The sequence below is a fragment of the Priestia sp. FW507-14D1A genome (genome assembly GCF_058781295.1).
In genome coordinates, this window is record NZ_JBYSWQ010000001.1 from 452,939 (window position 1) to 473,276 (window position 20,338).

At 34.5% G+C, this 20,338-nt stretch carries 28 protein-coding genes; 6 read left to right on the plus strand and 22 right to left on the minus strand.

Annotated elements, in window-relative coordinates; genetic code table 11:
- Positions 1-94 precede the first annotated feature (94 nt).
- The 10 genes from AC3WJG_RS02695 to mreC form a co-directional block, all read right to left on the minus strand.
- Positions 95-481 (minus strand): hypothetical protein, encoded by a 387-nt coding sequence (locus AC3WJG_RS02695; protein ID WP_102812865.1) that lies wholly within the window; start codon positions 479-481, stop codon positions 95-97.
- 310 nt (positions 482-791) lie between these two features.
- Positions 792-1,655, minus strand: coding sequence for a DUF4097 family beta strand repeat-containing protein (locus AC3WJG_RS02700; RefSeq protein WP_102812866.1), 864 nt, complete (start codon positions 1,653-1,655; stop codon positions 792-794).
- Positions 1,645-2,208, minus strand: coding sequence for an HAAS signaling domain-containing protein (locus AC3WJG_RS02705; protein WP_028409939.1), 564 nt, complete (start codon positions 2,206-2,208; stop codon positions 1,645-1,647). Before AC3WJG_RS02705 ends, AC3WJG_RS02700 begins: the two co-directional genes overlap by 11 nt.
- Complete coding sequence (locus AC3WJG_RS02710; RefSeq protein WP_028409849.1) at positions 2,195-2,524, minus strand: PadR family transcriptional regulator; 330 nt, start codon at positions 2,522-2,524, stop codon at positions 2,195-2,197. The genes AC3WJG_RS02705 and AC3WJG_RS02710 overlap by 14 nt, the downstream gene beginning before the upstream one ends.
- Positions 2,525-2,803: 279 nt before the next feature.
- Positions 2,804-2,959 (minus strand): hypothetical protein, encoded by a 156-nt coding sequence (locus tag AC3WJG_RS02715; protein ID WP_337134600.1) that lies wholly within the window; start codon positions 2,957-2,959, stop codon positions 2,804-2,806.
- Positions 2,960-3,452: 493 nt separating this feature from the next.
- Positions 3,453-4,121: a phosphatase PAP2 family protein gene (locus AC3WJG_RS02720; RefSeq protein ID WP_102812867.1), complete on the minus strand. Its 669-nt coding sequence runs from the start codon at positions 4,119-4,121 to the stop codon at positions 3,453-3,455.
- Positions 4,122-4,261: 140 nt separating this feature from the next.
- Positions 4,262-5,680 (minus strand): HAMP domain-containing sensor histidine kinase, encoded by a 1,419-nt coding sequence (locus AC3WJG_RS02725; protein WP_253351689.1) that lies wholly within the window; start codon positions 5,678-5,680, stop codon positions 4,262-4,264.
- Positions 5,681-6,364: a response regulator transcription factor gene (locus AC3WJG_RS02730; protein WP_102812869.1), complete on the minus strand. Its 684-nt coding sequence runs from the start codon at positions 6,362-6,364 to the stop codon at positions 5,681-5,683. It abuts the gene before it with no gap.
- Between the two features lie 261 nt (positions 6,365-6,625).
- Positions 6,626-7,321, minus strand: coding sequence for a response regulator transcription factor (locus tag AC3WJG_RS02735; RefSeq protein ID WP_095378548.1), 696 nt, complete (start codon positions 7,319-7,321; stop codon positions 6,626-6,628).
- 187 nt (positions 7,322-7,508) lie between these two features.
- The gene (mreC, locus tag AC3WJG_RS02740) at positions 7,509-8,300 is read right to left on the minus strand and encodes a rod shape-determining protein MreC (protein WP_180976319.1); all 792 of its coding nucleotides are present in this window, start codon (positions 8,298-8,300) and stop codon (positions 7,509-7,511) included.
- Positions 8,301-8,810: 510 nt separating this feature from the next.
- Here mreC and AC3WJG_RS02745 point away from each other — a divergent pair.
- Together AC3WJG_RS02745 and AC3WJG_RS02750 are read left to right on the plus strand one after the other, a co-directional pair.
- Complete coding sequence (locus tag AC3WJG_RS02745; RefSeq protein WP_337134599.1) at positions 8,811-9,575, plus strand: COG4705 family protein; 765 nt, start codon at positions 8,811-8,813, stop codon at positions 9,573-9,575.
- Between the two features lie 113 nt (positions 9,576-9,688).
- Positions 9,689-10,222 carry a hypothetical protein gene (locus tag AC3WJG_RS02750; protein ID WP_102812871.1) on the plus strand — a complete coding sequence of 178 codons (534 nt, stop codon included), beginning with the start codon at positions 9,689-9,691 and terminating at the stop codon, positions 10,220-10,222.
- A gap of 533 nt (positions 10,223-10,755) precedes the next feature.
- On the opposite strand, the gene AC3WJG_RS02755 is transcribed toward AC3WJG_RS02750, so the two are convergent.
- Entirely contained in the window at positions 10,756-11,103 is a 348-nt protein-coding gene (locus AC3WJG_RS02755) for an aldo/keto reductase (RefSeq protein WP_337134598.1), read from the minus strand.
- Here AC3WJG_RS02755 and AC3WJG_RS02760 point away from each other — a divergent pair.
- Positions 11,087-11,338: a MerR family transcriptional regulator gene (locus AC3WJG_RS02760; RefSeq protein ID WP_142382960.1), complete on the plus strand. Its 252-nt coding sequence runs from the start codon at positions 11,087-11,089 to the stop codon at positions 11,336-11,338. The two genes, AC3WJG_RS02755 and AC3WJG_RS02760, sit on opposite strands and share 17 nt — an antisense overlap.
- A gap of 154 nt (positions 11,339-11,492) precedes the next feature.
- Here AC3WJG_RS02760 and AC3WJG_RS02765 read toward each other — a convergent pair whose 3' ends face one another.
- Positions 11,493-12,395, minus strand: coding sequence for a LysR family transcriptional regulator (locus tag AC3WJG_RS02765; protein WP_102812874.1), 903 nt, complete (start codon positions 12,393-12,395; stop codon positions 11,493-11,495).
- A gap of 178 nt (positions 12,396-12,573) precedes the next feature.
- Here AC3WJG_RS02765 and AC3WJG_RS02770 point away from each other — a divergent pair, with 178 nt between their 5' ends.
- The 3 genes from AC3WJG_RS02770 (at position 12,574) to AC3WJG_RS02780 (ending at position 14,870) form a co-directional block, all read left to right on the plus strand.
- Positions 12,574-13,089 carry a cyclophilin-like fold protein gene (locus tag AC3WJG_RS02770; RefSeq protein WP_337134597.1) on the plus strand — a complete coding sequence of 172 codons (516 nt, stop codon included), beginning with the start codon at positions 12,574-12,576 and terminating at the stop codon, positions 13,087-13,089.
- A gap of 81 nt (positions 13,090-13,170) precedes the next feature.
- A complete protein-coding gene (locus AC3WJG_RS02775; protein WP_337134596.1) occupies positions 13,171-14,340 on the plus strand; it encodes an MFS transporter in 1,170 nt (389 codons plus the stop codon).
- A 248-nt stretch (positions 14,341-14,588) separates the two neighbouring features.
- Positions 14,589-14,870: a YrhK family protein gene (locus AC3WJG_RS02780; protein ID WP_013084430.1), complete on the plus strand. Its 282-nt coding sequence runs from the start codon at positions 14,589-14,591 to the stop codon at positions 14,868-14,870.
- 98 nt (positions 14,871-14,968) lie between these two features.
- Here AC3WJG_RS02780 and AC3WJG_RS02785 read toward each other — a convergent pair whose 3' ends face one another.
- The 10 genes from AC3WJG_RS02785 to AC3WJG_RS02830 form a co-directional block, all read right to left on the minus strand.
- Entirely contained in the window at positions 14,969-15,382 is a 414-nt protein-coding gene (locus tag AC3WJG_RS02785) for a general stress protein (RefSeq protein WP_028409844.1), read from the minus strand.
- A gap of 92 nt (positions 15,383-15,474) precedes the next feature.
- Positions 15,475-15,945 (minus strand): DinB family protein, encoded by a 471-nt coding sequence (locus AC3WJG_RS02790; protein WP_337134595.1) that lies wholly within the window; start codon positions 15,943-15,945, stop codon positions 15,475-15,477.
- Positions 15,946-16,447: 502 nt separating this feature from the next.
- Complete coding sequence (locus AC3WJG_RS02795; RefSeq protein WP_098334117.1) at positions 16,448-16,861, minus strand: helix-turn-helix domain-containing protein; 414 nt, start codon at positions 16,859-16,861, stop codon at positions 16,448-16,450.
- 191 nt (positions 16,862-17,052) lie between these two features.
- Positions 17,053-17,205 carry a YjcZ family sporulation protein gene (locus AC3WJG_RS02800; protein ID WP_013058439.1) on the minus strand — a complete coding sequence of 51 codons (153 nt, stop codon included), beginning with the start codon at positions 17,203-17,205 and terminating at the stop codon, positions 17,053-17,055.
- A gap of 287 nt (positions 17,206-17,492) precedes the next feature.
- Complete coding sequence (locus tag AC3WJG_RS02805) at positions 17,493-17,600, minus strand: YjcZ family sporulation protein (protein ID WP_016766356.1); 108 nt, start codon at positions 17,598-17,600, stop codon at positions 17,493-17,495.
- 201 nt (positions 17,601-17,801) lie between these two features.
- Positions 17,802-18,140 (minus strand): CotD family spore coat protein, encoded by a 339-nt coding sequence (locus tag AC3WJG_RS02810; protein WP_028409841.1) that lies wholly within the window; start codon positions 18,138-18,140, stop codon positions 17,802-17,804.
- A gap of 186 nt (positions 18,141-18,326) precedes the next feature.
- The gene (locus tag AC3WJG_RS02815; RefSeq protein WP_028409840.1) at positions 18,327-18,515 is read right to left on the minus strand and encodes a hypothetical protein; all 189 of its coding nucleotides are present in this window, start codon (positions 18,513-18,515) and stop codon (positions 18,327-18,329) included.
- Between the two features lie 123 nt (positions 18,516-18,638).
- A complete protein-coding gene (locus AC3WJG_RS02820; RefSeq protein ID WP_337134594.1) occupies positions 18,639-19,382 on the minus strand; it encodes an HAD family hydrolase in 744 nt (247 codons plus the stop codon).
- Between the two features lie 220 nt (positions 19,383-19,602).
- Positions 19,603-19,785 (minus strand): hypothetical protein, encoded by a 183-nt coding sequence (locus AC3WJG_RS02825; RefSeq protein ID WP_098791978.1) that lies wholly within the window; start codon positions 19,783-19,785, stop codon positions 19,603-19,605.
- Between the two features lie 133 nt (positions 19,786-19,918).
- Positions 19,919-20,125, minus strand: coding sequence for a hypothetical protein (locus AC3WJG_RS02830; protein WP_013084439.1), 207 nt, complete (start codon positions 20,123-20,125; stop codon positions 19,919-19,921).
- Positions 20,126-20,338 lie beyond the last annotated feature (213 nt).

Below are 20,338 nucleotides of genomic sequence, written 5' to 3' on the forward strand. Positions count from 1 at the left end.
CAGCTTATAAGAAAGACATAAAGAGGTTGAGACATCACTAACATATTTTTATCTCAGCCTCTTTTAATTGAGAAAGAAACCATCACCAGGTCCCTTATTCATTTCCCCAGTTCTTGCTTTCTATAATTAAATGAGTTGATGTGATGTCTAGCACACGCCATACCAAGGTCTTACCTTCTATATCTTTTAACTCGATAATGCCTTCTAGCTTATTGGTATTCACATGGACACGTTTCTCATCTATTCTTTGCGCACTTTTTAATCTTGTTCCAAATGTTGCAGGACTTTCTGCCGTTAGCTTCACAATGACATCTATCATACGTTTGTCAGAAACATAGCTTTCGCTGTTCTCATAGTTATTAGCAGCAGGCTTAATAGCGTGTTCTAACCCAGTTTCGTATTGGCGCCAATCAACAATTAAAAAAACCGCAAATACTAAAGACACTGTGAGTAACAAACCGTATGCAATATATCGTTTCATTTATTTTTGCTCCTTTCGCAGGAATAGGTTGTATCAGAAAATAGTATCGTTTTATTTACAGAAATATTCCTTTTTTGAAGAAAAGATAAAAGAAGATATATTTTTTGTAGACCTTCCATGCTCAAATTACAAGAACCAAAAGAGATTTGTATACGGCTCATTTTTAGCTGCCACTATTACTTCACCATAAACTAAATTAAAAAAGGTTCCACTCATCAACGTTCAATGAGTGAAACCCTTTTTTGAGTATCTGCGGCTAGCTGTGCCTCTGTTTTTTTGCAGGTGAGCTTTGTGCCGTATAGCTAACAGGCTACTTTATTACTGAAATACTGCCGTTATGAGTAGCTAGTTTAATGATATTCTTTCCTTTTCCAATAACAGCGTCCCCATCATATTTATTCAAGATATCTACTTTCCCGTTGTCGACAGAAACATTAAATTGAACGTTACTTGGTTCTTTTTCCGTCGTAATCTTAATCTTTCCATTGTGCGTTTTAAAGTCAATATCTCGATCAAGTTCTTCTGTTTCAAGAGCGATGCTTCCGTTATGCGTTTCGCCTTCTAAACTACCTTCCACGTTACTCAGCGTTATTTTTCCATTATTTCCTTTTACTTGAACCGCTTTTGCTGCAGTATTTTTTATGCTTGTAAGTCCATTGTGTACGCTGGTGTTCAAGTTTTGTGAATCAATGTTCTCTAATTCTACACGTCCGTTGTTTGCGCGAATGGAAACATCTGCTGCGCTTAATTTTTTAACAGACACATACCCATTGTTGCTGGAAATCCCCAATGAATTATACTGTTTTTCAGGCAGATAAACGTTGATGGATAGCGGTTTTAATACACTAACAATGTCAAAATTGACCCAGCTGCGCTGTCGTTCACTATAAGAGATAAAAAGCGTTGAATTTCTAACGGCAGTAGTGAAGTCTCTTTTTATATTAGGAGATGTTTCGCCTTTTAATGTTACTTTGATATCATTGCCTTTACTAGGGTATACATGAACACGAGTATTATCCGTATCGATGTTTACCTTTGATACTTGATTGCTGTTGATCGTTTTTTCTTTTGAAATAGGTTCAGGATCAATAGCACGATACGTAAGGAGGCCTCCTATAATCCCAACAAGGATGAGAATACCTGCAAGAATGGAGAGTTTCTTTTTATTCAGCACGTTTTAAACCGCCTTTCACGAGTGATACATTGTATTTTAGATAACGTACAAAGCCTTTTATAGCTAGCTTCGTTACAACTAACATACCTAACATAATAAAATATCCAATTCCGCAAAATGCTAAAGACATAAAAAGATTAAAGAGAAAAAAGCCGCTCGAATGTACAATAGCCTCACCAAGAACTAGAATCGGAGATAGCAAGAAACATAGACCTATGGCCCAAGCTGACAAAATAAAGCCAGCTAATGCGACGGCGGGTCCAAGAACAATCACTACATTAAAAAAAGCTAAACCAATTACGGCCCACGTGGCTCTTAAGATATTTTGAGTTGTTGCCTTAGCTGTTGCTTGCTCAACATGATAATCTGCCAGCAGTTCTTTAGCTATTTGATTCGGAGAACCTAGCGACGTTACAATTTCTTCTTCCGTTTTTCCTTCTTCTAAGCCGATGGAAAAATGTTCTTCATAATCTTGTAAAATATCTGCTCGTTCTTTTGAAGACAATGGTTTTAAGGATTCATTTAATTGCTGTAAAAAGCTACTCTTTGACATTGTTCACACCTTCTTTAATTAATTGATTAACACCTCTTGAAAACTCGTTCCACTCATCGACAAGTTCATATAAATAATCTCTTCCTTTATCTGTGAGCTGATAATACTTTCTTGAAGGACCTTCTGTAGATTCTTTTAAATACGTTGTAAAGTATTCTTCTTTGGTTAACCGGCGCAGCAAAGGATATACGGACCCTTCTGATATTTCAATTTGATCGGAGATTTTTTGAACTAGTTCATATCCATAGCGGTCTTTTTTATCAAGCAACACAAGGACACAAAGCTCTAAAACTCCTTTTTTAAATTGTACGTTCACTGTTCTTCACCCTTTTCTTTTCACAGTTCACTACTGTTTATTGTATAGTACTGATTCACAATGATTTCCTAATAATTACAATATATCACCAACTATTGTTTATTGCAAGGTACTGTTTAATATTTTTTCAAATTTTAAGCATTTTTACAGTCGTAAGGTGTTTTTTATAAAGCAAGGTTCAACCTTCTTTTCTAATTAGCTTGTAGATAAAATTATTTAAACGTACCCAAAAGAAAAAGCGCCTATAGCTATAGACTACTCAGTAGCGAACATTCTAGGCTATTTTTCTTTTGCTTGCTTGATAAATAAAAAGAAAACCGTAATTAAGATAAAATAATTTAGCGGGTTTTTAAAGATATTACCGCCTAAAACCAATTGTAATAAGATCCATAAAGCGAAGATAACTAATATGGCTGGTATCGTAAGTTTGTTCATACGTTGCTCATCCTTACTCTCAGAGTAATACAGTAATCATGACTCTCAATATTTTTTATACTGTAAAAATTAAATCCACAAATAGCTTTGAAAGTATATTTATTGAATTCCTGTAACAATATCACTTTTTAAAGATAAAATTTAACAGTTTCCGCTACAATTGATAGAAATGGATCAGTTTTATTTGATTTTTTTGTAATAAATTCAAGAAAAAAGTAACCGTTATTTTACATTTTCTAATAATAAAAACAGTCAATTTTATGACTGTTTTAAGTAGAATGCTATCAAAAATTTAATTTCCTAGGTGGTGTATCATCTTTATAAAAAATGCAGTTTTTATAGATTCGTTTTTTATTCCCCCTACTGAAAAAACGTCCATAAATCAATGCTGGCTGTTCATATCAGTACTTTTGATAATCCACACTTAATTATGAAGCCAGTCACTTGCATCCTTAGCCTATATGATTATTTCCGCGTTGATATATCATCGTATTCATTCTTTACTTTGAGTAGATCTTCTTTGTTCAAACTTCTTCTCCTGATAGCGTTGATAGAACCAAATAGCAATAGCTAGCCAGCAACCACTAGCAAAATATCCTCCAATAACGTCGCTAGGATAATGTACACCTAAGTAAATACGACTAATACCTATTGCTAGAATCATTGTAATGCTAATAACCATTAAAAGTGTCCGTCCCCAGCGAGCCGGGATATGACGCCAGATCAAGAATGAAAGGACGCCGTAAACAGCAAAGGCACTCATGGCATGTCCACTTGGAAAACTATAACCATTGATTTGGATTAATCGATGGAAATCAGGACGTGCACGATGAAAAATTAGTTTTAGCAGCTTATTGAGGATTGGAGACCCTACAATAATCGCGATAAATAAAATAAGCTCCGTTCGATGTTTTAATACTTTATAAAGAAAAAATAAACTAAAGAGAGAGATAACTGCAACGGATGGTGTAGAGCCAATGAAAGTAAAGCACTTCATAATAGTCGTTAAGCCAGGAGATTCGAATCCTTGAATAAACATTATAATAGAATGATCAAATGCCGCAATTTTTGATCCATTAATTAAAATAGCCATCCCACTAAAACAAACCAGAGACAACACGCTTAACATAAAAGCAAGTGTAAATTGAAATTTCAACTTCATACTAGATACCTCTAATTTCTGTCCTTTATCAAGCTAACTTTGATGAAGTGTGATAAAGTTTTTTTATTTTTAGATTTTGATGCTTCTTTGCTTTTAAACTTAGGAGCATTAAAAATAAAGAGCTTGTTTTATACCCACATTTACAAAGAGTTATCAAACAGAGGGAGTACAATTGTTACATTTGTTCCTTCGCCTTCTTTACTTTCGATGTTAATGGTGCCGTGGTACTTTTCAACCCATCGTTTGGCTATAGCCAGTCCTAAGCCAAGTCCCCCTTGCTTTCTGCTCCTTGCCTTATCTACTCGGTAAAATCTATTTAAAATATAGGGTATATCTTCTTTTGGAATTCCAATTCCTTTATCCATTACTTTAAGAGATACCTTTTCATTAATTAGAGAACAGTCTATAACTACCTCTTTCTCTTCCTTCTTAGAATATTTGACTGCATTATCTAACAAAATGATTAATATTTGTTCTAGATGGCGAGAAGAAATATTCACATAAAGATTTTCATGGAAATGTTTTATTTTAAACTCATAATCGCTATACACTACTTCAAAATTTCTTACAACATGTTGGACAGTCGTCCATACGTTGATAGGTTCAGCATCTACAGGGTTTATCAGACTATTTTCAGCTCGGGATAGCTCTAATAATTCTTGCACAAGATTCGTTAAACGCTCTACTTCTTTCAGACTAGATTTCAAGGATTTATCCAGTACTGCCGCATCATTTTTCCCCCAGCGGTTTAACAGCATTAAATGTCCTTGGATAATGGCTAACGGAGTCCTTAATTCATGTGAAGCATCCTCTACAAACTGTTTTTGCTGTAAAAAGGAGTCTTCTAGGCTATCCATTAACTCATTAAATAAACTGCCTAATTGAGCAAACTCATCGTTTTTTTCATTAACTGGAACCCGTTCCTCAAGCCCATTTGTTTTTATTTTTTTCATCGTTAATGTTAACGCTTGAATGTTGGATAGTATTTTTTTTGCTAGAATGGTTCCACCTAGAATACTAAAGATTAGTGAGCCTACTCCTGCAACAAGCATTAACAAAAAAACCTTGTCCATAAAAGCATCCGACATCTCCATATTTCTAACAATTTCAACAGTTCCAGTGAAGTTGTCGGTGACAATTGGAGAACGAAGAACGAGTAGACGTTCATCGTGGTTTCGAATCACTTTATACTCTTGGTGCTTCACTGTTTTCGGTTGCTGCCAGTTTGGTGAAACATTATTTGAAGTACTGGTTATGATGTTCCCTTTCCTATCAAGAATACGAATCAACTGATTCTTTTCATTAATTTTTGATAAATATCCTTCACTATTTTCAATTTGTTTTAAAGATAAAGGCTCATCATCAGATTGAATAAAAGCGAGAACTTCTTTTAATTGATGAATACCATTTTGCTTCTCATAATTTAAAATACCGTTATCAATCACAATATATTGAAAGAAGTTATAAGAGAGAAAAAGAAAAAATAAAAACATGGAAGACCATAAAGTTATCTTCCACCTTATAGGTAAATCTTTCATATATTTTATCCATTTTCTCATTTAAACATCACGCATCACGTACCCAACCCCTCTGATAGTTTGAATATATAACTCTTTGTCCTCTGCACTTAATTTATTTCTTAAATATCTGACATATACATCTACAACATTCGTTTCAACAACTGAATCGTACCCCCATACTTTCTCTAGGAGTATATCTCTTGTCAATACTTTATTAATGTTACGCATAAAAATGGCTAGAAGTTCAAATTCCTTATTCGTGAGTTCAATCAGATTTTTTTCTTTTATCACTATTCTTGATTCCATATCAAGCTCAATCTCTTTAAATGCTAATATTCGTTTTTGATCCAGTACCTTGTTGTTCTCTTGGCGTCTAAAAATGACTCGCATCCTTGCAAATAACTCTTCGATCGCAAATGGCTTAGACAAATAATCATCAGCGCCATTATCAAGACCCATTACTCTGTCCATAACACTATCCTTGGCCGTTAACATAATAACAGGGGTATTCTTAGTTGTTCTTAGCCTTCTACATACTTCGATTCCATTTAGTCCGGGCATCATTAAATCAAGTAATATAATGTCATAATCCTGCTTGGTTGCTTTATCTAAACCAGTACGACCATCGTAAGCTACGTCAACTAAATATCCTTCATATTTTAGTTCTAATTCTAAAAATTCTACTAATCCTTCTTCATCCTCTACAATTAGTACCTTTTGCATATAAAGTACTCTCCTTTGTTTAAAAATTAAAAACGTAGAAACTTCTTCTACAAATGAATATGAATACTAATACTATATCCCTCAATTTCGAAAGATAATAAGAAAAAATATGAAATAAGTTTTCTATGACTTTCTTCTTTATAGGCTTTTCTTCAATTTATCAAATAAAAATTAGATTTGAATAAAAAAGAGATTAAGAATAAATGAATTTATTTCTTAATCTTCTTTAATGAATCATATAAAATTGCTTTCCTTGTTCCTTTAACTTTCTTTAATACTGTATCCTATACCTCGAACAGTCTCAATAAGTGAGGGACTAAATCCTTCTTCAATTTTCTTTCTCAAATAACTTATATAAACATCAAGTATATTTGTATCTCCTTCGTATTCATATCCCCATACATTTAGTAAGATTCCTTCACGAGTAACCGTCTTATTTTTATGGATGACTAAGTAAATTAATAAATCATACTCTTTAGGGGTTAAGCTGATTTTTTGCCCAGCTCTAGTTACTTCTCTTGATTCAGTATTTATAACCATATCTTTAATTAATAATAACGAGTCTTTTTCTACCTTATTCCTAATAACAAGGTGCTTATAACGTAGTAAAGAACGTATTCGAGCCAGCAATTCTTCAGTTTTAAATGGTTTAGTTATATAATCATTTGCGCCCTGATCTAACCCCAGTATTTTGTCTAGAGTTGAATTGCGAGCTGTCAAAAGAATAATAGGCACGTAATTTTCTCTCTTTCTTACTTTACGCAAGACCTCTATACCACTCATTTCCGGTAGCATAATGTCAAGTAAAATTAAATCAAACATATTTGATAAGGCCATTTCGAGACCATCTCTTCCATTGTTTTTAATCTTCACTTGGTAACCTTCATGTTCAAGTTCCATTTTTAATATATTGCCTATTTCTACTTCATCTTCCACAATTAAAATACTTTCTTTCATCTAACTAACCCCTTTTTTCAATCTCTATATTTTTGCTTTCCATATCGATCGCTCTTTCCAATAATAAAGAGAAGTGTATAGCTATCACAAACCAACATCTCAGTGGACAATAAGAAATTTTAAGTGCTGGACATAAAAATATAAGGTAAAAGACTTCTATTTCTATTAAGGTATGATATTAAATTCCCTACCCATTGTTCCGTGCTTTAATAACAATTACTTCACTAATATCATTAAAATTGGATGAGGGTTTCACAACGGCCAATTGCGTTAGTCCATATTCATCAGGCTTTACTTTGATGACTTTTCCTAAGGCTAATTTCCCTTGAAAGATCGAGCTGATAGGAGAGGTTTGAACTTTATCCCCTACATTAACCTCAGCCTCACTAGGGATGTTTCTAATAATTAAATTACCTTTTTTATCATCGTAGCCTTCTAATGTTCCATTCACGCTTTTCCTATCCTTTAACATTACCGCCATACGATTTGTCCTAAGGTTTGAGCTAATTAGTTCTACAATAGAGGTTGACGAAAAAACTTTCGATACCTTCCCAATAACTCCATTTGTTCCAAGCACATTCATGTCTACTTTCATCCCCTGCTTCTTTCCCTTGTCAATTGTTATTTCATTGTTCCAATTATTCGTTGAGCGGCCAATTACAGTAGCTGTTAAAGGGTTATAGGCTTTCACCTTATCTTCTGCTTTTAAAATTTCTTTCAATACTTTATTTTCATATTCCCACTTATAAGTATTTGCTTCCTCCTGGTTTTCAGTGGCTAGCTTATTCTTTAAGATAGAGTTTTCTTTGTAAGTGGAAAATAATTGACTCACTTGTTGAGGTACACTCCAAGAAAGCTTGTCTAAAGAAGGTAAGCTACCTTTGTACAAGGTTCCAACAAAAATAAGTCCTCCTACAGTAAGAATCCCTCCTATCAAAATATATGTATGTCTTTTCTTCTTTCTTTGAAAACGTATCAAAATGGCACCTTCCTACCAATAGTCATGCTATTTATAATATTACTAGCTGTTTCTTAAAAATTTCTTAAGTATCATCATCTTTGACCTCTTAACAACTGTTCAACGTTCTCCTTCTTTTAATGAATTGTACTTATTTTCTAGTTTCAAAAGCTGAAGGCATAACGTTATGTTTAAAAAACTTGGCTCACATAATTTAAATTTAATACTGTGTAATGAAATTTAAATGAAATTAAAACGAGAATTCGATAAAAAATAAATATTTTATTTTTATAAAAACATCATGGTGCAACAGAGTTGATAAAACATTTAATTAAAACATTAATAAAAAGTTTTTTATAAAAATCTCATTAAATTCTTATTTATTTTTCATTTTGATTTTAGAAAAAGACTGTACAGTTTGAATTGCAGCGATGAAGCTTTTAAAGAATTTCTTTAAGAAAAACGTTAGGCAAGTGTGCCGTTTATTTAAGAGAATAAACAGTTAGCACAAGAAGGAGAGAAAAATTAAAAATGCAAGCATCTTCGCCAATGAATAAAATTGCACAAATTACACTTGTTTTTTGGATTATGAAGATTTCTGCTACGACATTGGGTGAAACCGCAGGTGACTTATTAGCACAAACATTAGGGGTTGGATATGCAGTTAGTACGCTGATCTTTTTTAGCATATTTTTAATTACACTTGGAGCTCAACTAAGCTCTAAGAGGTATATTCCGGCCCTTTATTGGACTGTTATTCTGTCAACTAGCGTAGCTGGCACAACTATGTCTGATTTTATGGATCGTACACTGGCATTAGGTTACGCAAAAGGCTCGATGATATTAATCACTATATTGTTGTCGATATTTGCATATTGGTATTTTAGCGAGCGTTCATTAAATATCAATTATATTAGAAGCCGCAAGGCTGAAGTACTTTATTGGATTGCCATCCTTTTCTCAAACACATTAGGTACAGCTTTAGGAGATTTTTTGTCTGATACGTCTGGCCTTGGATATATAGGTGGAGCTATTTTAATCGGCAGCTTACTAGCATTCATCGTTATATGTATCTACTATACAAAGATTTCTCGTGTATTTTTATTTTGGATAGCATTCGTTTTGACTCGCCCTTTCGGAGCAACATTTGGAGATCTTTTGACAAAGCCACATGAAAAAGGTGGTTTAGACTTGGGTACGACAGGCTCTTCTCTAGTCCTAGCTTCTATTCTTATTGCCTTTATGATTTATACGACATTTACACAAAATAACGTAAGCTCAGAACAAGCGCTGTAGGTTTTCTTTTTTATTTAATACATTATAAAATTCATAAAAAGAAATAATCTAATGAAGTGACTGATTGCATGAATTCCCTCTTTTTCGCACATACTCGTAGCGAGGTGGTGTTTATGGTTAATCAATTAGAAATTCTTAGCCAGCATGTCAATGATAAACAATACGATTACTGGCTTCATCACGATTTATTTAGTATTCAATGGTGGCTAATTGTAATTCTAAGTGCGCTCTTTCTATTCGTTTTTTATCTGCTCATTGACCGACAGCGAATGGTATTTATTCTCTTAGTATTTTTCATTAGCTTTGTTTTAGTCGGTACTGTGGATGAATTCGGGAAGTTCTTTGGGAAGTGGAGCTACCCTCACCAATTCTTAATCTTTACCCATCGGTTTAATTCCGTTGATTTTGCAGTTATCCCGATTATTCTTACATTATTATACCAATTCTTTAGCAAATGGAAGTTCTATTGGATCGCTTCTCTTATTGCTTCCGCTTTTATTGCTTTTATTGGAGTTCCTATATTTACTTTTTTCCATTTGTATGATTTGAATCATTGGAATACATGGAAGGCATTTATAACCGTCTACCCCATTGGATTGTTCATCAAAGTTATTAGTGATTTTGTCTACTCTAGTCAACAAAAGTAGCATATTCCTTAATGACTGTTGCTCTATATGAATAAATAAATAAATAGCAGAAAGATATACTATATATTAAACCCAAACAAGTAGGCTCCTCTCCTAAAACAAACGACTAATATGAATGTTAGTCGTTTGTTTTATTTCCTGTATGTACAATATTCTATGGAGATTGCAGACACAAAAAAAGCTCACCTTAAAAGGTCAGCCTAAATAGGGGAGTTTTATAGAAAATGTGGTATTGCATTACTGATATATATACTAGCATCTAATAGTGAAAAATTGGTAAAATGTTCGTCACACTTATCTTTCAAAAATTTCTTCTTTTAAAAATGAAATCTACGTTTTAAGCTCTCACTATAAAAGCATGAACTCGTGACAGTCCACGCTTTTATACATCTATATTCCATTAAGATATATGAAAGTTAACCGGTCTCTAATCATCGCTTACTCGTTCAATCCCGCTCTTTTTCGCTTCGTCTCTTTTATTTTCAATAGCTACCCGTATTAGATATGCAGCTATGCAAATTTCTCATTATTAGTTATCGATGAATCTTCCATCCATTCAAGGCTTTAGCCGTATCCGCGGTAAAATGATCAATGATTTCACTTTTCCCGCTGTCCATAGCAGTAATTGCGGCTATGTCTTCCTCACTTAAAGTGAAATCCCAGAAGTCAAAGTTTTCCGCAATACGTTCTTTGCGAACAGATTTTGGAATGGTCGCAACACCGCGTTGAATATGCCAGCGCAAAATAACTTGTGCGACTGTTTTTCCGTATTTCGCCCCAATACCGGAAAGTAATTCATTTTGAAAGATATTATTCTGGCCTTCTGCAAATCTTACAGGTGTAAAATTTTTAAAACAATGTGGAATGACAGTAGAAGACATTAAAACCTATGTAAATTTGTGTTTAGAAGGTGGAAGTACCATCCGTGAGCGCTATGAGATCATTTTAAAGCAAAAAGAGATCGCTCAAGCTCAGTTAGAGAAAGCGAAAAAAACTGTAAAATATATGGAAGAGAAAGCAAATCACTATCTTGACATTATGAACGGTTTATCTCCAGATGATACGAATCCTGGCGAATGGGAGCTGCTATATAATAAACCATTCCAAGGATCTTAACATCACCTCTATATCAGCAGCAAAAAGGCGTATCTATCATACCGCATAGATACGCCCTTTTACTATCCTCGTTTTTCAACTTTCACTCTATTTAACATGTCCCGGGCAATTACAGCTGTTTTACTCCACTTGTTTGAGCTAGACCGATACCCTGTTAGTTTCGAATGTGTGAAAATTCCTCCTGTAGTTCTTTTAAAAACGCAGCCGCCGCAGCTGAAAGAACATGATGCTTTTTCCACACGATATTTAAATCTGATTCAAGCCTTGGCTGTAACGGCTTGAAACAAAGACGGCTAGTCGTAGACGTGTTGACGATTTTATCAAGTGTTATGGCATATCCAACGCCTTCTTCAACCATAATGCCCGCATTATAGGCAAGATTGTATGTAGTGACAATGTTCAATTTATGAAAATCTTCGCCAAACCAATCCGCAAATTCATTTTTTGAAAAAGTCTGTTTCACGGCCTGTCGTGAACAAATCAGTGGAACGTTTACTAAATCCGCAGCTTGAATGCTTTCTTTGACGGCAAGAGAGCTGTCTTTTTTCATAACGACGCCCCAGACATCTTTGGCAGGCATATTAAGATAATTGTATTTTGAAATATCGGCTGGCTGAATTAAAATACCAAAATCAAGCAGACCCTTGTCTAGCCGTTCCGTTATATCTTCTTCGTTTCCGCTGTAGAGGTGATATCGTATATTGGGATAACGTACCTGTACATCTTTTGCTACTCGTGCAATGTGTTTCATCGCTTCAGTTTCCCCGCCGCCTATATAGACATCACCACCTATTGTTTCTTCCATCGAACTAAATTCTGCCTCTAATTTATCCATCATATTAACGATTTCCTCTGCCCTGTTTCGCAGAAGCATTCCTTCATCTGTCAGAATGACACTGTGACTGCTGCGAATAAATAGTTTTTTACCTAACTCTTGTTCAAGATCTTTTAATTGTCTCGACAAAGTTGGTTGTGTCACATGCAAAAAATCAGCAGCTCTCGTGATGTTTCCTTCTCTTGCAACCGTAAGAAAATAGCGTAAAACTCGAAATTCCATATACCGCTCCTCCTTTCACAATTTTTAGTGTATACGTCTCAGAAATGCTTATCAAGCATACCACGATATAAGATATAAGTATTTTCTATATTTAAAAGGAGCCATTAAAATAAATAGCAACAAAGTTCATATCACGAAAACAACACTTTTAAATATTCAAAATTGAAAGGAGCTTAAAATGAAAAAATTCTTATGTCTGTCTTCTATCTTAGTAACAAGCTTTGGCCTCGCTGCTTGCAGCAACAATAATTCATCTGCAGCGGACAGAGATCGTAATACAAATAACCCTTTAAAGCAAGCATCAGAACAGCTAAAAGAAGATTCTATTTCAGCTACAAGAATCAAATTAACGTTTAACGATAAAGAAGTCTTGATTAGGATGTACGATAACTCAGCAAGTATGGCTTTTCTAGCTCAATTGCCTTTAAAAGTCACTTTTGAAGATTATATAGGTAAAGAGAAAATTAGTATTTTACAAAAAAGATTATCAGCAGATGATGGACAAGCTGGAGATCCATCAAAGAAAGGCGACTTTGCTTATTACGCTCCTTGGGGAAATATAGCGATTTTTTATAAAGGTTTTGAGGATGCCACAAATGACCTTATCATGCTAGGTCAAATTGAGTCTGGAAAAGAAAACGTTGAAAATATTCATGGTGATTTTACAGTTACCATTAAAAAAGTGACTAAGTAAAAACATGACGGTTGCTCGTTAAACAGCCCGCTTTGAAGCAGCTAGAACAGAACGCTTTTTAGAAAGAAGGAATTTGATTTTATGTCTAAACAACATAAGCTACTTATATTTGTCTTAACCTTAGGAGCTTTCGGGATTATAAATACCGAAATGGGAGTTATAGGGATACTGCCCTACATTGCGGATCACTTTCATATCAGTGTATCAAAGGCCGGGTGGCTGGTGAGTCTCTTTGCTCTTACTGTATCAATATCCGGTCCAACTATGCCGTTATTATTTTCACGAGTCAATCGTAAGAAAGCGATGTTGCTTGTACTTGGTATTTTCGTTTTAGGTAACATTATCTCTATATTCACCACTAACTTTGCTGTTGCCATAATTGCGCGTGTGATTCCAGCTATCTTTCATCCAATTTATTTTTCAGCAGCTTTTACAATGGCTGCAAACTTAGTCAGCAAGGAAGACGCTCCAAAAGCTGTTTCAAAAGTCTTTATTGGCGTATCTGCAGGTATGGTACTTGGTGTACCAATCGCAAGCTTTCTTGCAAGCACAGTTTCGTTTCAACTATCAATGACATTTTTCGCTGTCATTAACGCTATAGTATTTATTGCTACATGGACATTCTTCCCTTCTATGCCTGTTAAAGAAAGACTTTCCTACGGAGCGCAGCTCAGCGTATTAAAAAACCCCGTTACTTGGCTTTCTATTATGGCCGTCCTTTTACTGAATTCAGCAGTATTTGGGGTATACAGCTATCTTGCTGAGTATCTTAAAAGCGTTACGAACATCTCTGGAAAATTAATTAGCTTCATGTTGATTCTATTCGGTGCGGCCAATATTATTGGAAACATTATCGCAGGGAAGCTGCTTACGAAAAATGCCATCAAAACGGTAGTAGTTTTCCCTTTCGCATTGGGAGTCGTTTACATTATTTTATTCTTCACCGGACAGTTCACTTGGCCTATGGCTCTCACGACTTTAGTTTGGGGAATATTCGCTGGTATAGGAACGAATATTAATCAATATTGGATTTCATCAGCAGCTCCAGAAGCTCCTGATTTCGCAAACGGACTATTTTTAGCATCCGTTAACTTAGGAACAACGATTGGTACAGCTGTAGGTGGACTATTTATATCAGGAATGGGTACAGAATACGTCGTACTAGTGGGGATCTTGTCGTTAGTATTGAGCGTATTATTTATTTTACCAAGAAGCTACATGCACCGTCCTGTAAGTCGACTTTCAAAATAACACATCAACGCAGCTTTCTTTTTGGGTCCCTATGCAGGATCCCTTTGTTTTCTTTTATTACATCTATGAAGAGCAGAAATCTATTCTAGTCAATGCTTACATAATAGATAAAAAATGGAGATTTAAGATGGAAAAATACACTAAAGTTACGCTTATTCCCTTACTATCATATACCTATCACAAAAGACGTTTTTTTATGACTTGCTAAGGGAATTAAAAAAGTAATTCAAGAAAAAGAGGGAGTTACAATGTCAGAAATGGGAAGAAAAGAAGACTACGGGGAGATTGAAATAGGTAAATACGAATTGTTCTTTAAAAAGAGTTATAAAGTTATAAATACGATTAATGACTTCTTGATAGGCATCTGGTTCCTAATTGGCAGTATTTTATTCTTCTATGATTCCTTAAAAAATATAGGGATTTGGTTATTTATTCTTGGGAGCGTGCAATTGCTCATTCGTCCAACGATTAAATTAGTGCATGATTTCCACCTACGAAAATATTTAAAGGAAGGTTATCGTAATAAATAATCTTCCTTTAAATATTTTTATTTTGAATTCTATATATCAAAAGGGGGTGTACGCTAACGCGTACACCCCCTTTTGGTTCGATTTTTAAATCAAATATATCACTCTAGGTCTAACCCTTTTTCATTCAATTTATGAGAAGTCACAGCAATTACAAACTTTCCATCATCCAAATCTTTTTTATGAGAGGTTAGCTCCTCTGTGGGAATACCTAAATTTGTTGCACGATCTTCTTCATTTGAGTAATTTTGCACCACAAAAAATTTCTTTAATTTATCTAAAAAAGAATCCGGCTGGGCCCCTCCAGTCATATCTTCCTGAGTGACTTTATCTTGGTCAACAGCAGATAGCTTATCCACGTTTACATTCGTTCGATAAGCTAGATTGCCCGCTGCGGTCTCTTGATTAGTTAAAACTGTAATTTCATTATCCTCATACCCTATCATTCTTAATTTCTCAATTCTAGTTAATGTTTCTTCCGGTGACTCATATACGCCTATAATACTTTTACTCATGGAGCTTTCCTCCTTCATTAAGATCTTTTCTCCTTACTTTTTATGTACCCGCTACTCTCCCCTTATTAACAATAGATCCATAGTTAATTGATTTAATCCCATATTCTAGGTCGATCAACCTCCATGATTCTCAAATACTGCAAGAGTTGTCCAGCGTGTACGGATTCATGATAGCCTATCCGCATCAACATATCCCCTAAAGAACGAATATAACCAACATCTGAACGGTCTATTTGAATGTTAGTTAAATCTTCTTCAGAAAAAGCAGTAATCATGTCTAAAAATTGTTGGTGGTATGATGCTGCAAACTCCAATTCATCCTTTATAGATTGTAAGGGTCTTTTTTCAAAAGGAGAATCAAATTCCTTTAAGCTGCCTACATTTTTGATAGCTAGATGATAATAGTATTCTGACTCCAAGACATGACGAACCATTTCTATACATGTCATAGCTTCTTTATCTGGCTTCCAATCGAGTTTATCATCAGGAATTGCTTGCCAAACCTTTATACTTCTTCTTCTAATCTCTTTTATATTTAATACTATTGCATCTGTTCCATTCATTTCCATCCCTCCTCTTATCATCATTTTACATGATTTCCCCAAAACAAAGAGGTGAATTTTTAATTAAACTTATTTCAAATATTCATGGTTCTTATGCTGAGTATAATATATTGGTCATTCTCACATCTCTTTTAAAACAGCATGCTGAGGCTATGTTACAATGTAATTATAAGGAAGAAGAGGTGAATATAGTCATGTTGACCGCGATAGTTGTAACTGTTTCTGTACTAGGTTTGGCTTGGAGCGTTGGACAAAGAAGGCAATATCAGTAACTTTATAGATGATCTGTATGTAGAATTGAGATGTTATAAATGAGTAAGAGAAATATTTTGGTCAAATTAACGTTCTTTTTAGGATCATTTTCTATAACGATTTTTGGATTTATTTTAAAACAGGGATTAACCGCATTACTTTTATCTGCTGCCTTTATTATCTTGGCAGGATTCTTAATGAAAACTGAAGTTACAAAAACAGGCTTTAAGAGAACTTAAAGCCTGTTTACTTACCTTTCTTCCTTAAAATCCTTTTTTATATTCCAAAACGTTTGTTTTAATTCGTTATAAAAAAGCATAATTGCAAACCCTAGTATCGAAACACAAAATGAAAATTTACCCCAGTCAAAAAATATTCCTATAAATACAATGATAATCCCTATGACAAACCCTGGAGTAGATGGCTCCTCTTCCTCTTCATCTATTGCAATTTTCTTTTGAAACTTCTGATCCCCTTTAATCAATTCATCCAACGTCACATCATATAACTCACTTAACTTAATAAGGTTTTCAATATCCGGATACCCTTTGTTGTTCTCCCACTTGTATACAGCTTGTCTAGATACATTCATTTCCCCAGCTAATTCTTCCCTGGACATCTTTTTCTCTTCTCTTAACTTCTGCAGCTGTTCCCCTAAATTCACCTTCATCACCTCTAAGGCTCAGCTTACAATAAATATGTAAAAAATTCCATAAACGCTTAGTAACAAGCTGTAAACCATTGGTTAACACAGCAGGTATTAGTACTAATCACTATACATGTCCTCATTTAACAAATAAAAAAAGCTAGCATAAAGCTAACTTTTTTAAGTTAGAGAGAAAGGCAGGCTAATAATTAGCAACCGCCAAATCCTCCCCAACAAGCACAGCCAATAATGATTAATAAGATAAACAGCACGATAATTAAAGCAAAACCACTGCCACCGCCGTAACCGCAGCCTCCGCCATAACCATAGCCACAACCTCCGCCATAACCGCCAAAGAACATAAACTTCACCTCCTTCTCGTTCATACATTTAGCATATGATGAAAAACGAAATTTGCTCCACGAAGTGGATAGACTACGTTTTATATCACTATAAATAAAAAAATAATAACCTTTTAGTTTCTTTTACATACAATGAAGCATCCTCAGATCCCATATATGAGCTTGACTCCCTCTGCAATAGATTGCTTGAATTCCGCCCGATCAGTTCTATTGCATATAAAAGCACCCCCGCACAACCTAGAATAAAAAAGTCTTTCTCACATTAGAGAAAGACTTTTTTATTGTTATTAATAGCCAAATCCGCGGCCGTAACAGCTGCATCCAATAATGACAAGAAGAATAAACAAGACAACTAATAAAGCAAAACCAGAACCAGCTCCACCATAACTAGACATACAAACACCTCTTTTCGTGGTATTTAACTAAAGGAAAAAACTTTAAATATACATGGGTTAAGGTATTATATGTAGACATAGCTCATATCGATTGGATTTTGGTCAAAAATAGGCTACTTTGTTTAACAATAGCTAAATAACATCCTAAATTTCACATAGTAAAAACCCTTCATTGCTAAAATGAAGGGGCTTTTTTTGCTATCAGCACCAAGGACGAGGTCTAGGAGGACAGCTTGGAGCACAAAAATGTTGATGCGTTTCCTGACATACAACGGATTCTGTATGCGGGAATGAGTGCATATATTTATAATTTTTTTGATAAACATTTGTGGTATGACTAGGATGCACCACTGGTACAAACACATTTTGACCAGTAAAAGATGTATTTTGTTTAACTGGGTCATACTGAGCAGGCATGGTTTGAGGAGGCAATTGACCACATGGTTTAGCTGGAGGATAACCGCAATTACTTTGCTGAGGATACATAGCCCCTTGATAACCACCGTAATTAGAGTGCTGATAAGGATAGTTGTTTCTCATATTAAAAATCTTCTCCTTTCTGTTAGTAGACTCCTATTACTGTATGTGAAACAATCATAGAATGTTTGGACAAATACCTAAAAAAGACCCTAATGATTTAGGGTCTTCTTTACCAAGAGAAAAAGAAACGTGTATCCTTAGTAACATAGCTATGAGACTAAGAAATAGAAGGTTTTTTAATGTCCATTATTCCTCAAGATTAACATCCATCGCTGCGTTATCAATATTATTTAAAATGGTTTTGTTTTTATCATCTAATTCATTACGTAAAAGTGAATTACGCGTCGCTTTGTATAAATCGTAGCTTCTTTCATCAACTGGAGAATTATGATCTTCACATATCATTTTTTCTGATTCTTTGGATTGATCCGCCATATCAGTCACCTCCTCTGTATAGTATGTGAGTTGATTAGAAAAAACATAAGAACTTTATCTGGCTACTGTTGGGTAAGGTTTAATCAACGGTTGGCTGTTTCTGTATATTGTGTCCACCTAATATTAGGTGGACACAACCGTTTCTTGAACATGCTTTTGGATGATTTCTGGAACTTCCAGCAACGAATTAACGGTTATCAATTTACCTTTTGGCGCAATATCAATTTTAACTTCGTTGTAGCTCCACTCCAGTTCAGAAGGCACGTGAATCGCATGTATTCCAGCTTCTACTGCCGGTCTTATATCGGTTTTTAATGAATTGCCAATCATCCAAGTCTTTTTTGGATCGTACTTAATTTGGTTTAGTATCTCTTTTAATGCAGATGTATCTTTCTGTTCAGAAATGAACACTCTTTTTTCAAAGTATTTAGCTAGCTCTAGCTGAACAATTTTTCTACCTTGATTTTCCTCGTCTCCACCTGTATGTAAGTAGAGATTATGTCCTTGTTCTTTTAGCTTATCTAATACTTCATACATATTTGGCAAAGGCTCTATCGGTACTTCAAATACACTTTGACCAATTTTTTTCACTCGTTCGACTCTATCTTCATGGATATCTTGATAATTTTGTTCACTAAAAAATAAATAAGTAGCTACTAATGATTCTGGAAAACGGGAAGAATGAAGGCCATACTTTTCAATACTTTTTAAATCTATCTCTAACTGCTTTTGTTTTATTTCTTCCTTAGTCAGATTCTCAAACCACTCCTGCAATTGAGCCACAAAAGCATTTATGGTGTCTCTAAAATATTTATTACAGTGAACAAGCGTATCGTCTAAATTAAAAAGTAAGGTTTGCTTCTGCATTTCGTTAAATCCTTTCTACAATGGATGTACAGACAATATATAAAAAAACACTAACCACTTTTATTACCTCTCCAAACCTAACACGAAGGTGAATTTCCCAATACGTTAGGCACAAGCAATTGATTACTATACTGAAATGAGAATATTTAGTGGAAAGACCCTTCTAGCGTATAAAATAGAAGGATCTTTTTATAAGATAAAAAGCTGCAGGATATTCCTGCTAATACATATAACGTTCAAAATGTTTTCTATTCATGTTTGTTTTGAACGTAGAGGTACTCAGTCCTGAACGATTTATTAGCGGTTGGCTGCCTTCGCCTTCTTTAGGTATATTCATTTCAAGACCTTGTATAGTGAAAGGATCATACATATACGTTTTTTGTTCAGTTTCTGTGTGCGACATTAACTTCACCTCTATTAATAGCCCTCATTTTTTCAAATCCTGTTAACTCGTTTACAGCAGGTTCTTTAATGAAAATATCTGCGTTTCATAGGTCTTTTCGCTAAAAAAGATCCGTCATTTTCTACTTTTTTTATTAAGTTGTAATTTCTTGTGGCTCTTCACCTTCAAGGTCAGTAAAGAAATTTTCTAAGGTTTCCCTCGGGTCGAGAGCACGCCCATCTTCTTCGACAATACGGTTAAGCGTAGGATCATTATTGCTATCTTTATTTTTATAGTTGTTATAATCAACTCTTTCTGCAATTCCTGAATTATCAACGCCTGTAAAGTCTTTCTTTGGCATAAAAACACCTCCTAGCCCTATTGTTTGAAAATTTGAAGATAAAATAAGTGGAAGGTTAAGTTATATTTTTATTTCCCGAGAATTAATTAGATACGGGTTGCTAAGAGACATGTACAACATACTTAATTGTTTTACGAACTGGGGAAACTAAAACGTCAAAACTCACTTTACTGAGAAGGAATATAAGTGGAAAGAAATCCAAACACAAGATAG

What these genes read in the sequence shown, in the direction of transcription:
- AC3WJG_RS02695 (WP_102812865.1), bottom strand. Translation starts at nt 481, where the DNA reads ATGAAACGATATATTGCATACGGTTTGTTACTCACAGTGTCTTTAGTA.
- AC3WJG_RS02810 (WP_028409841.1), bottom strand. Translation starts at nt 18,140, where the DNA reads ATGAGAAACAACTATCCTTATCAGCACTCTAATTACGGTGGTTATCAA.
- AC3WJG_RS02825 (WP_098791978.1), bottom strand. Translation starts at nt 19,785, where the DNA reads ATGTCGCACACAGAAACTGAACAAAAAACGTATATGTATGATCCTTTC.
- AC3WJG_RS02735 (WP_095378548.1), bottom strand. Translation starts at nt 7,321, where the DNA reads ATGAAAGAAAGTATTTTAATTGTGGAAGATGAAGTAGAAATAGGCAAT.
- AC3WJG_RS02790 (WP_337134595.1), bottom strand. Translation starts at nt 15,945, where the DNA reads ATGAATGGAACAGATGCAATAGTATTAAATATAAAAGAGATTAGAAGA.
- AC3WJG_RS02785 (WP_028409844.1), bottom strand. Translation starts at nt 15,382, where the DNA reads ATGAGTAAAAGTATTATAGGCGTATATGAGTCACCGGAAGAAACATTA.
- AC3WJG_RS02750 (WP_102812871.1), top strand. Translation starts at nt 9,689, where the DNA reads ATGGTTAATCAATTAGAAATTCTTAGCCAGCATGTCAATGATAAACAA.
- AC3WJG_RS02800 (WP_013058439.1), bottom strand. Translation starts at nt 17,205, where the DNA reads ATGTTCTTTGGCGGTTATGGCGGAGGTTGTGGCTATGGTTATGGCGGA.
- AC3WJG_RS02820 (WP_337134594.1), bottom strand. Translation starts at nt 19,382, where the DNA reads ATGCAGAAGCAAACCTTACTTTTTAATTTAGACGATACGCTTGTTCAC.
- AC3WJG_RS02775 (WP_337134596.1), top strand. Translation starts at nt 13,171, where the DNA reads ATGTCTAAACAACATAAGCTACTTATATTTGTCTTAACCTTAGGAGCT.
- AC3WJG_RS02830 (WP_013084439.1), bottom strand. Translation starts at nt 20,125, where the DNA reads ATGCCAAAGAAAGACTTTACAGGCGTTGATAATTCAGGAATTGCAGAA.
- AC3WJG_RS02755 (WP_337134598.1), bottom strand. Translation starts at nt 11,103, where the DNA reads ATGTCTTCTACTGTCATTCCACATTGTTTTAAAAATTTTACACCTGTA.
- AC3WJG_RS02805 (WP_016766356.1), bottom strand. Translation starts at nt 17,600, where the DNA reads ATGTCTAGTTATGGTGGAGCTGGTTCTGGTTTTGCTTTATTAGTTGTC.
- AC3WJG_RS02765 (WP_102812874.1), bottom strand. Translation starts at nt 12,395, where the DNA reads ATGGAATTTCGAGTTTTACGCTATTTTCTTACGGTTGCAAGAGAAGGA.
- AC3WJG_RS02705 (WP_028409939.1), bottom strand. Translation starts at nt 2,208, where the DNA reads ATGTCAAAGAGTAGCTTTTTACAGCAATTAAATGAATCCTTAAAACCA.
- AC3WJG_RS02730 (WP_102812869.1), bottom strand. Translation starts at nt 6,364, where the DNA reads ATGCAAAAGGTACTAATTGTAGAGGATGAAGAAGGATTAGTAGAATTT.
- AC3WJG_RS02725 (WP_253351689.1), bottom strand. Translation starts at nt 5,680, where the DNA reads ATGAGAAAATGGATAAAATATATGAAAGATTTACCTATAAGGTGGAAG.
- AC3WJG_RS02780 (WP_013084430.1), top strand. Translation starts at nt 14,589, where the DNA reads ATGTCAGAAATGGGAAGAAAAGAAGACTACGGGGAGATTGAAATAGGT.
- AC3WJG_RS02760 (WP_142382960.1), top strand. Translation starts at nt 11,087, where the DNA reads ATGACAGTAGAAGACATTAAAACCTATGTAAATTTGTGTTTAGAAGGT.
- AC3WJG_RS02715 (WP_337134600.1), bottom strand. Translation starts at nt 2,959, where the DNA reads ATGAACAAACTTACGATACCAGCCATATTAGTTATCTTCGCTTTATGG.
- AC3WJG_RS02745 (WP_337134599.1), top strand. Translation starts at nt 8,811, where the DNA reads ATGCAAGCATCTTCGCCAATGAATAAAATTGCACAAATTACACTTGTT.
- AC3WJG_RS02770 (WP_337134597.1), top strand. Translation starts at nt 12,574, where the DNA reads ATGAAAAAATTCTTATGTCTGTCTTCTATCTTAGTAACAAGCTTTGGC.
- AC3WJG_RS02815 (WP_028409840.1), bottom strand. Translation starts at nt 18,515, where the DNA reads ATGGCGGATCAATCCAAAGAATCAGAAAAAATGATATGTGAAGATCAT.
- AC3WJG_RS02720 (WP_102812867.1), bottom strand. Translation starts at nt 4,121, where the DNA reads ATGAAGTTGAAATTTCAATTTACACTTGCTTTTATGTTAAGCGTGTTG.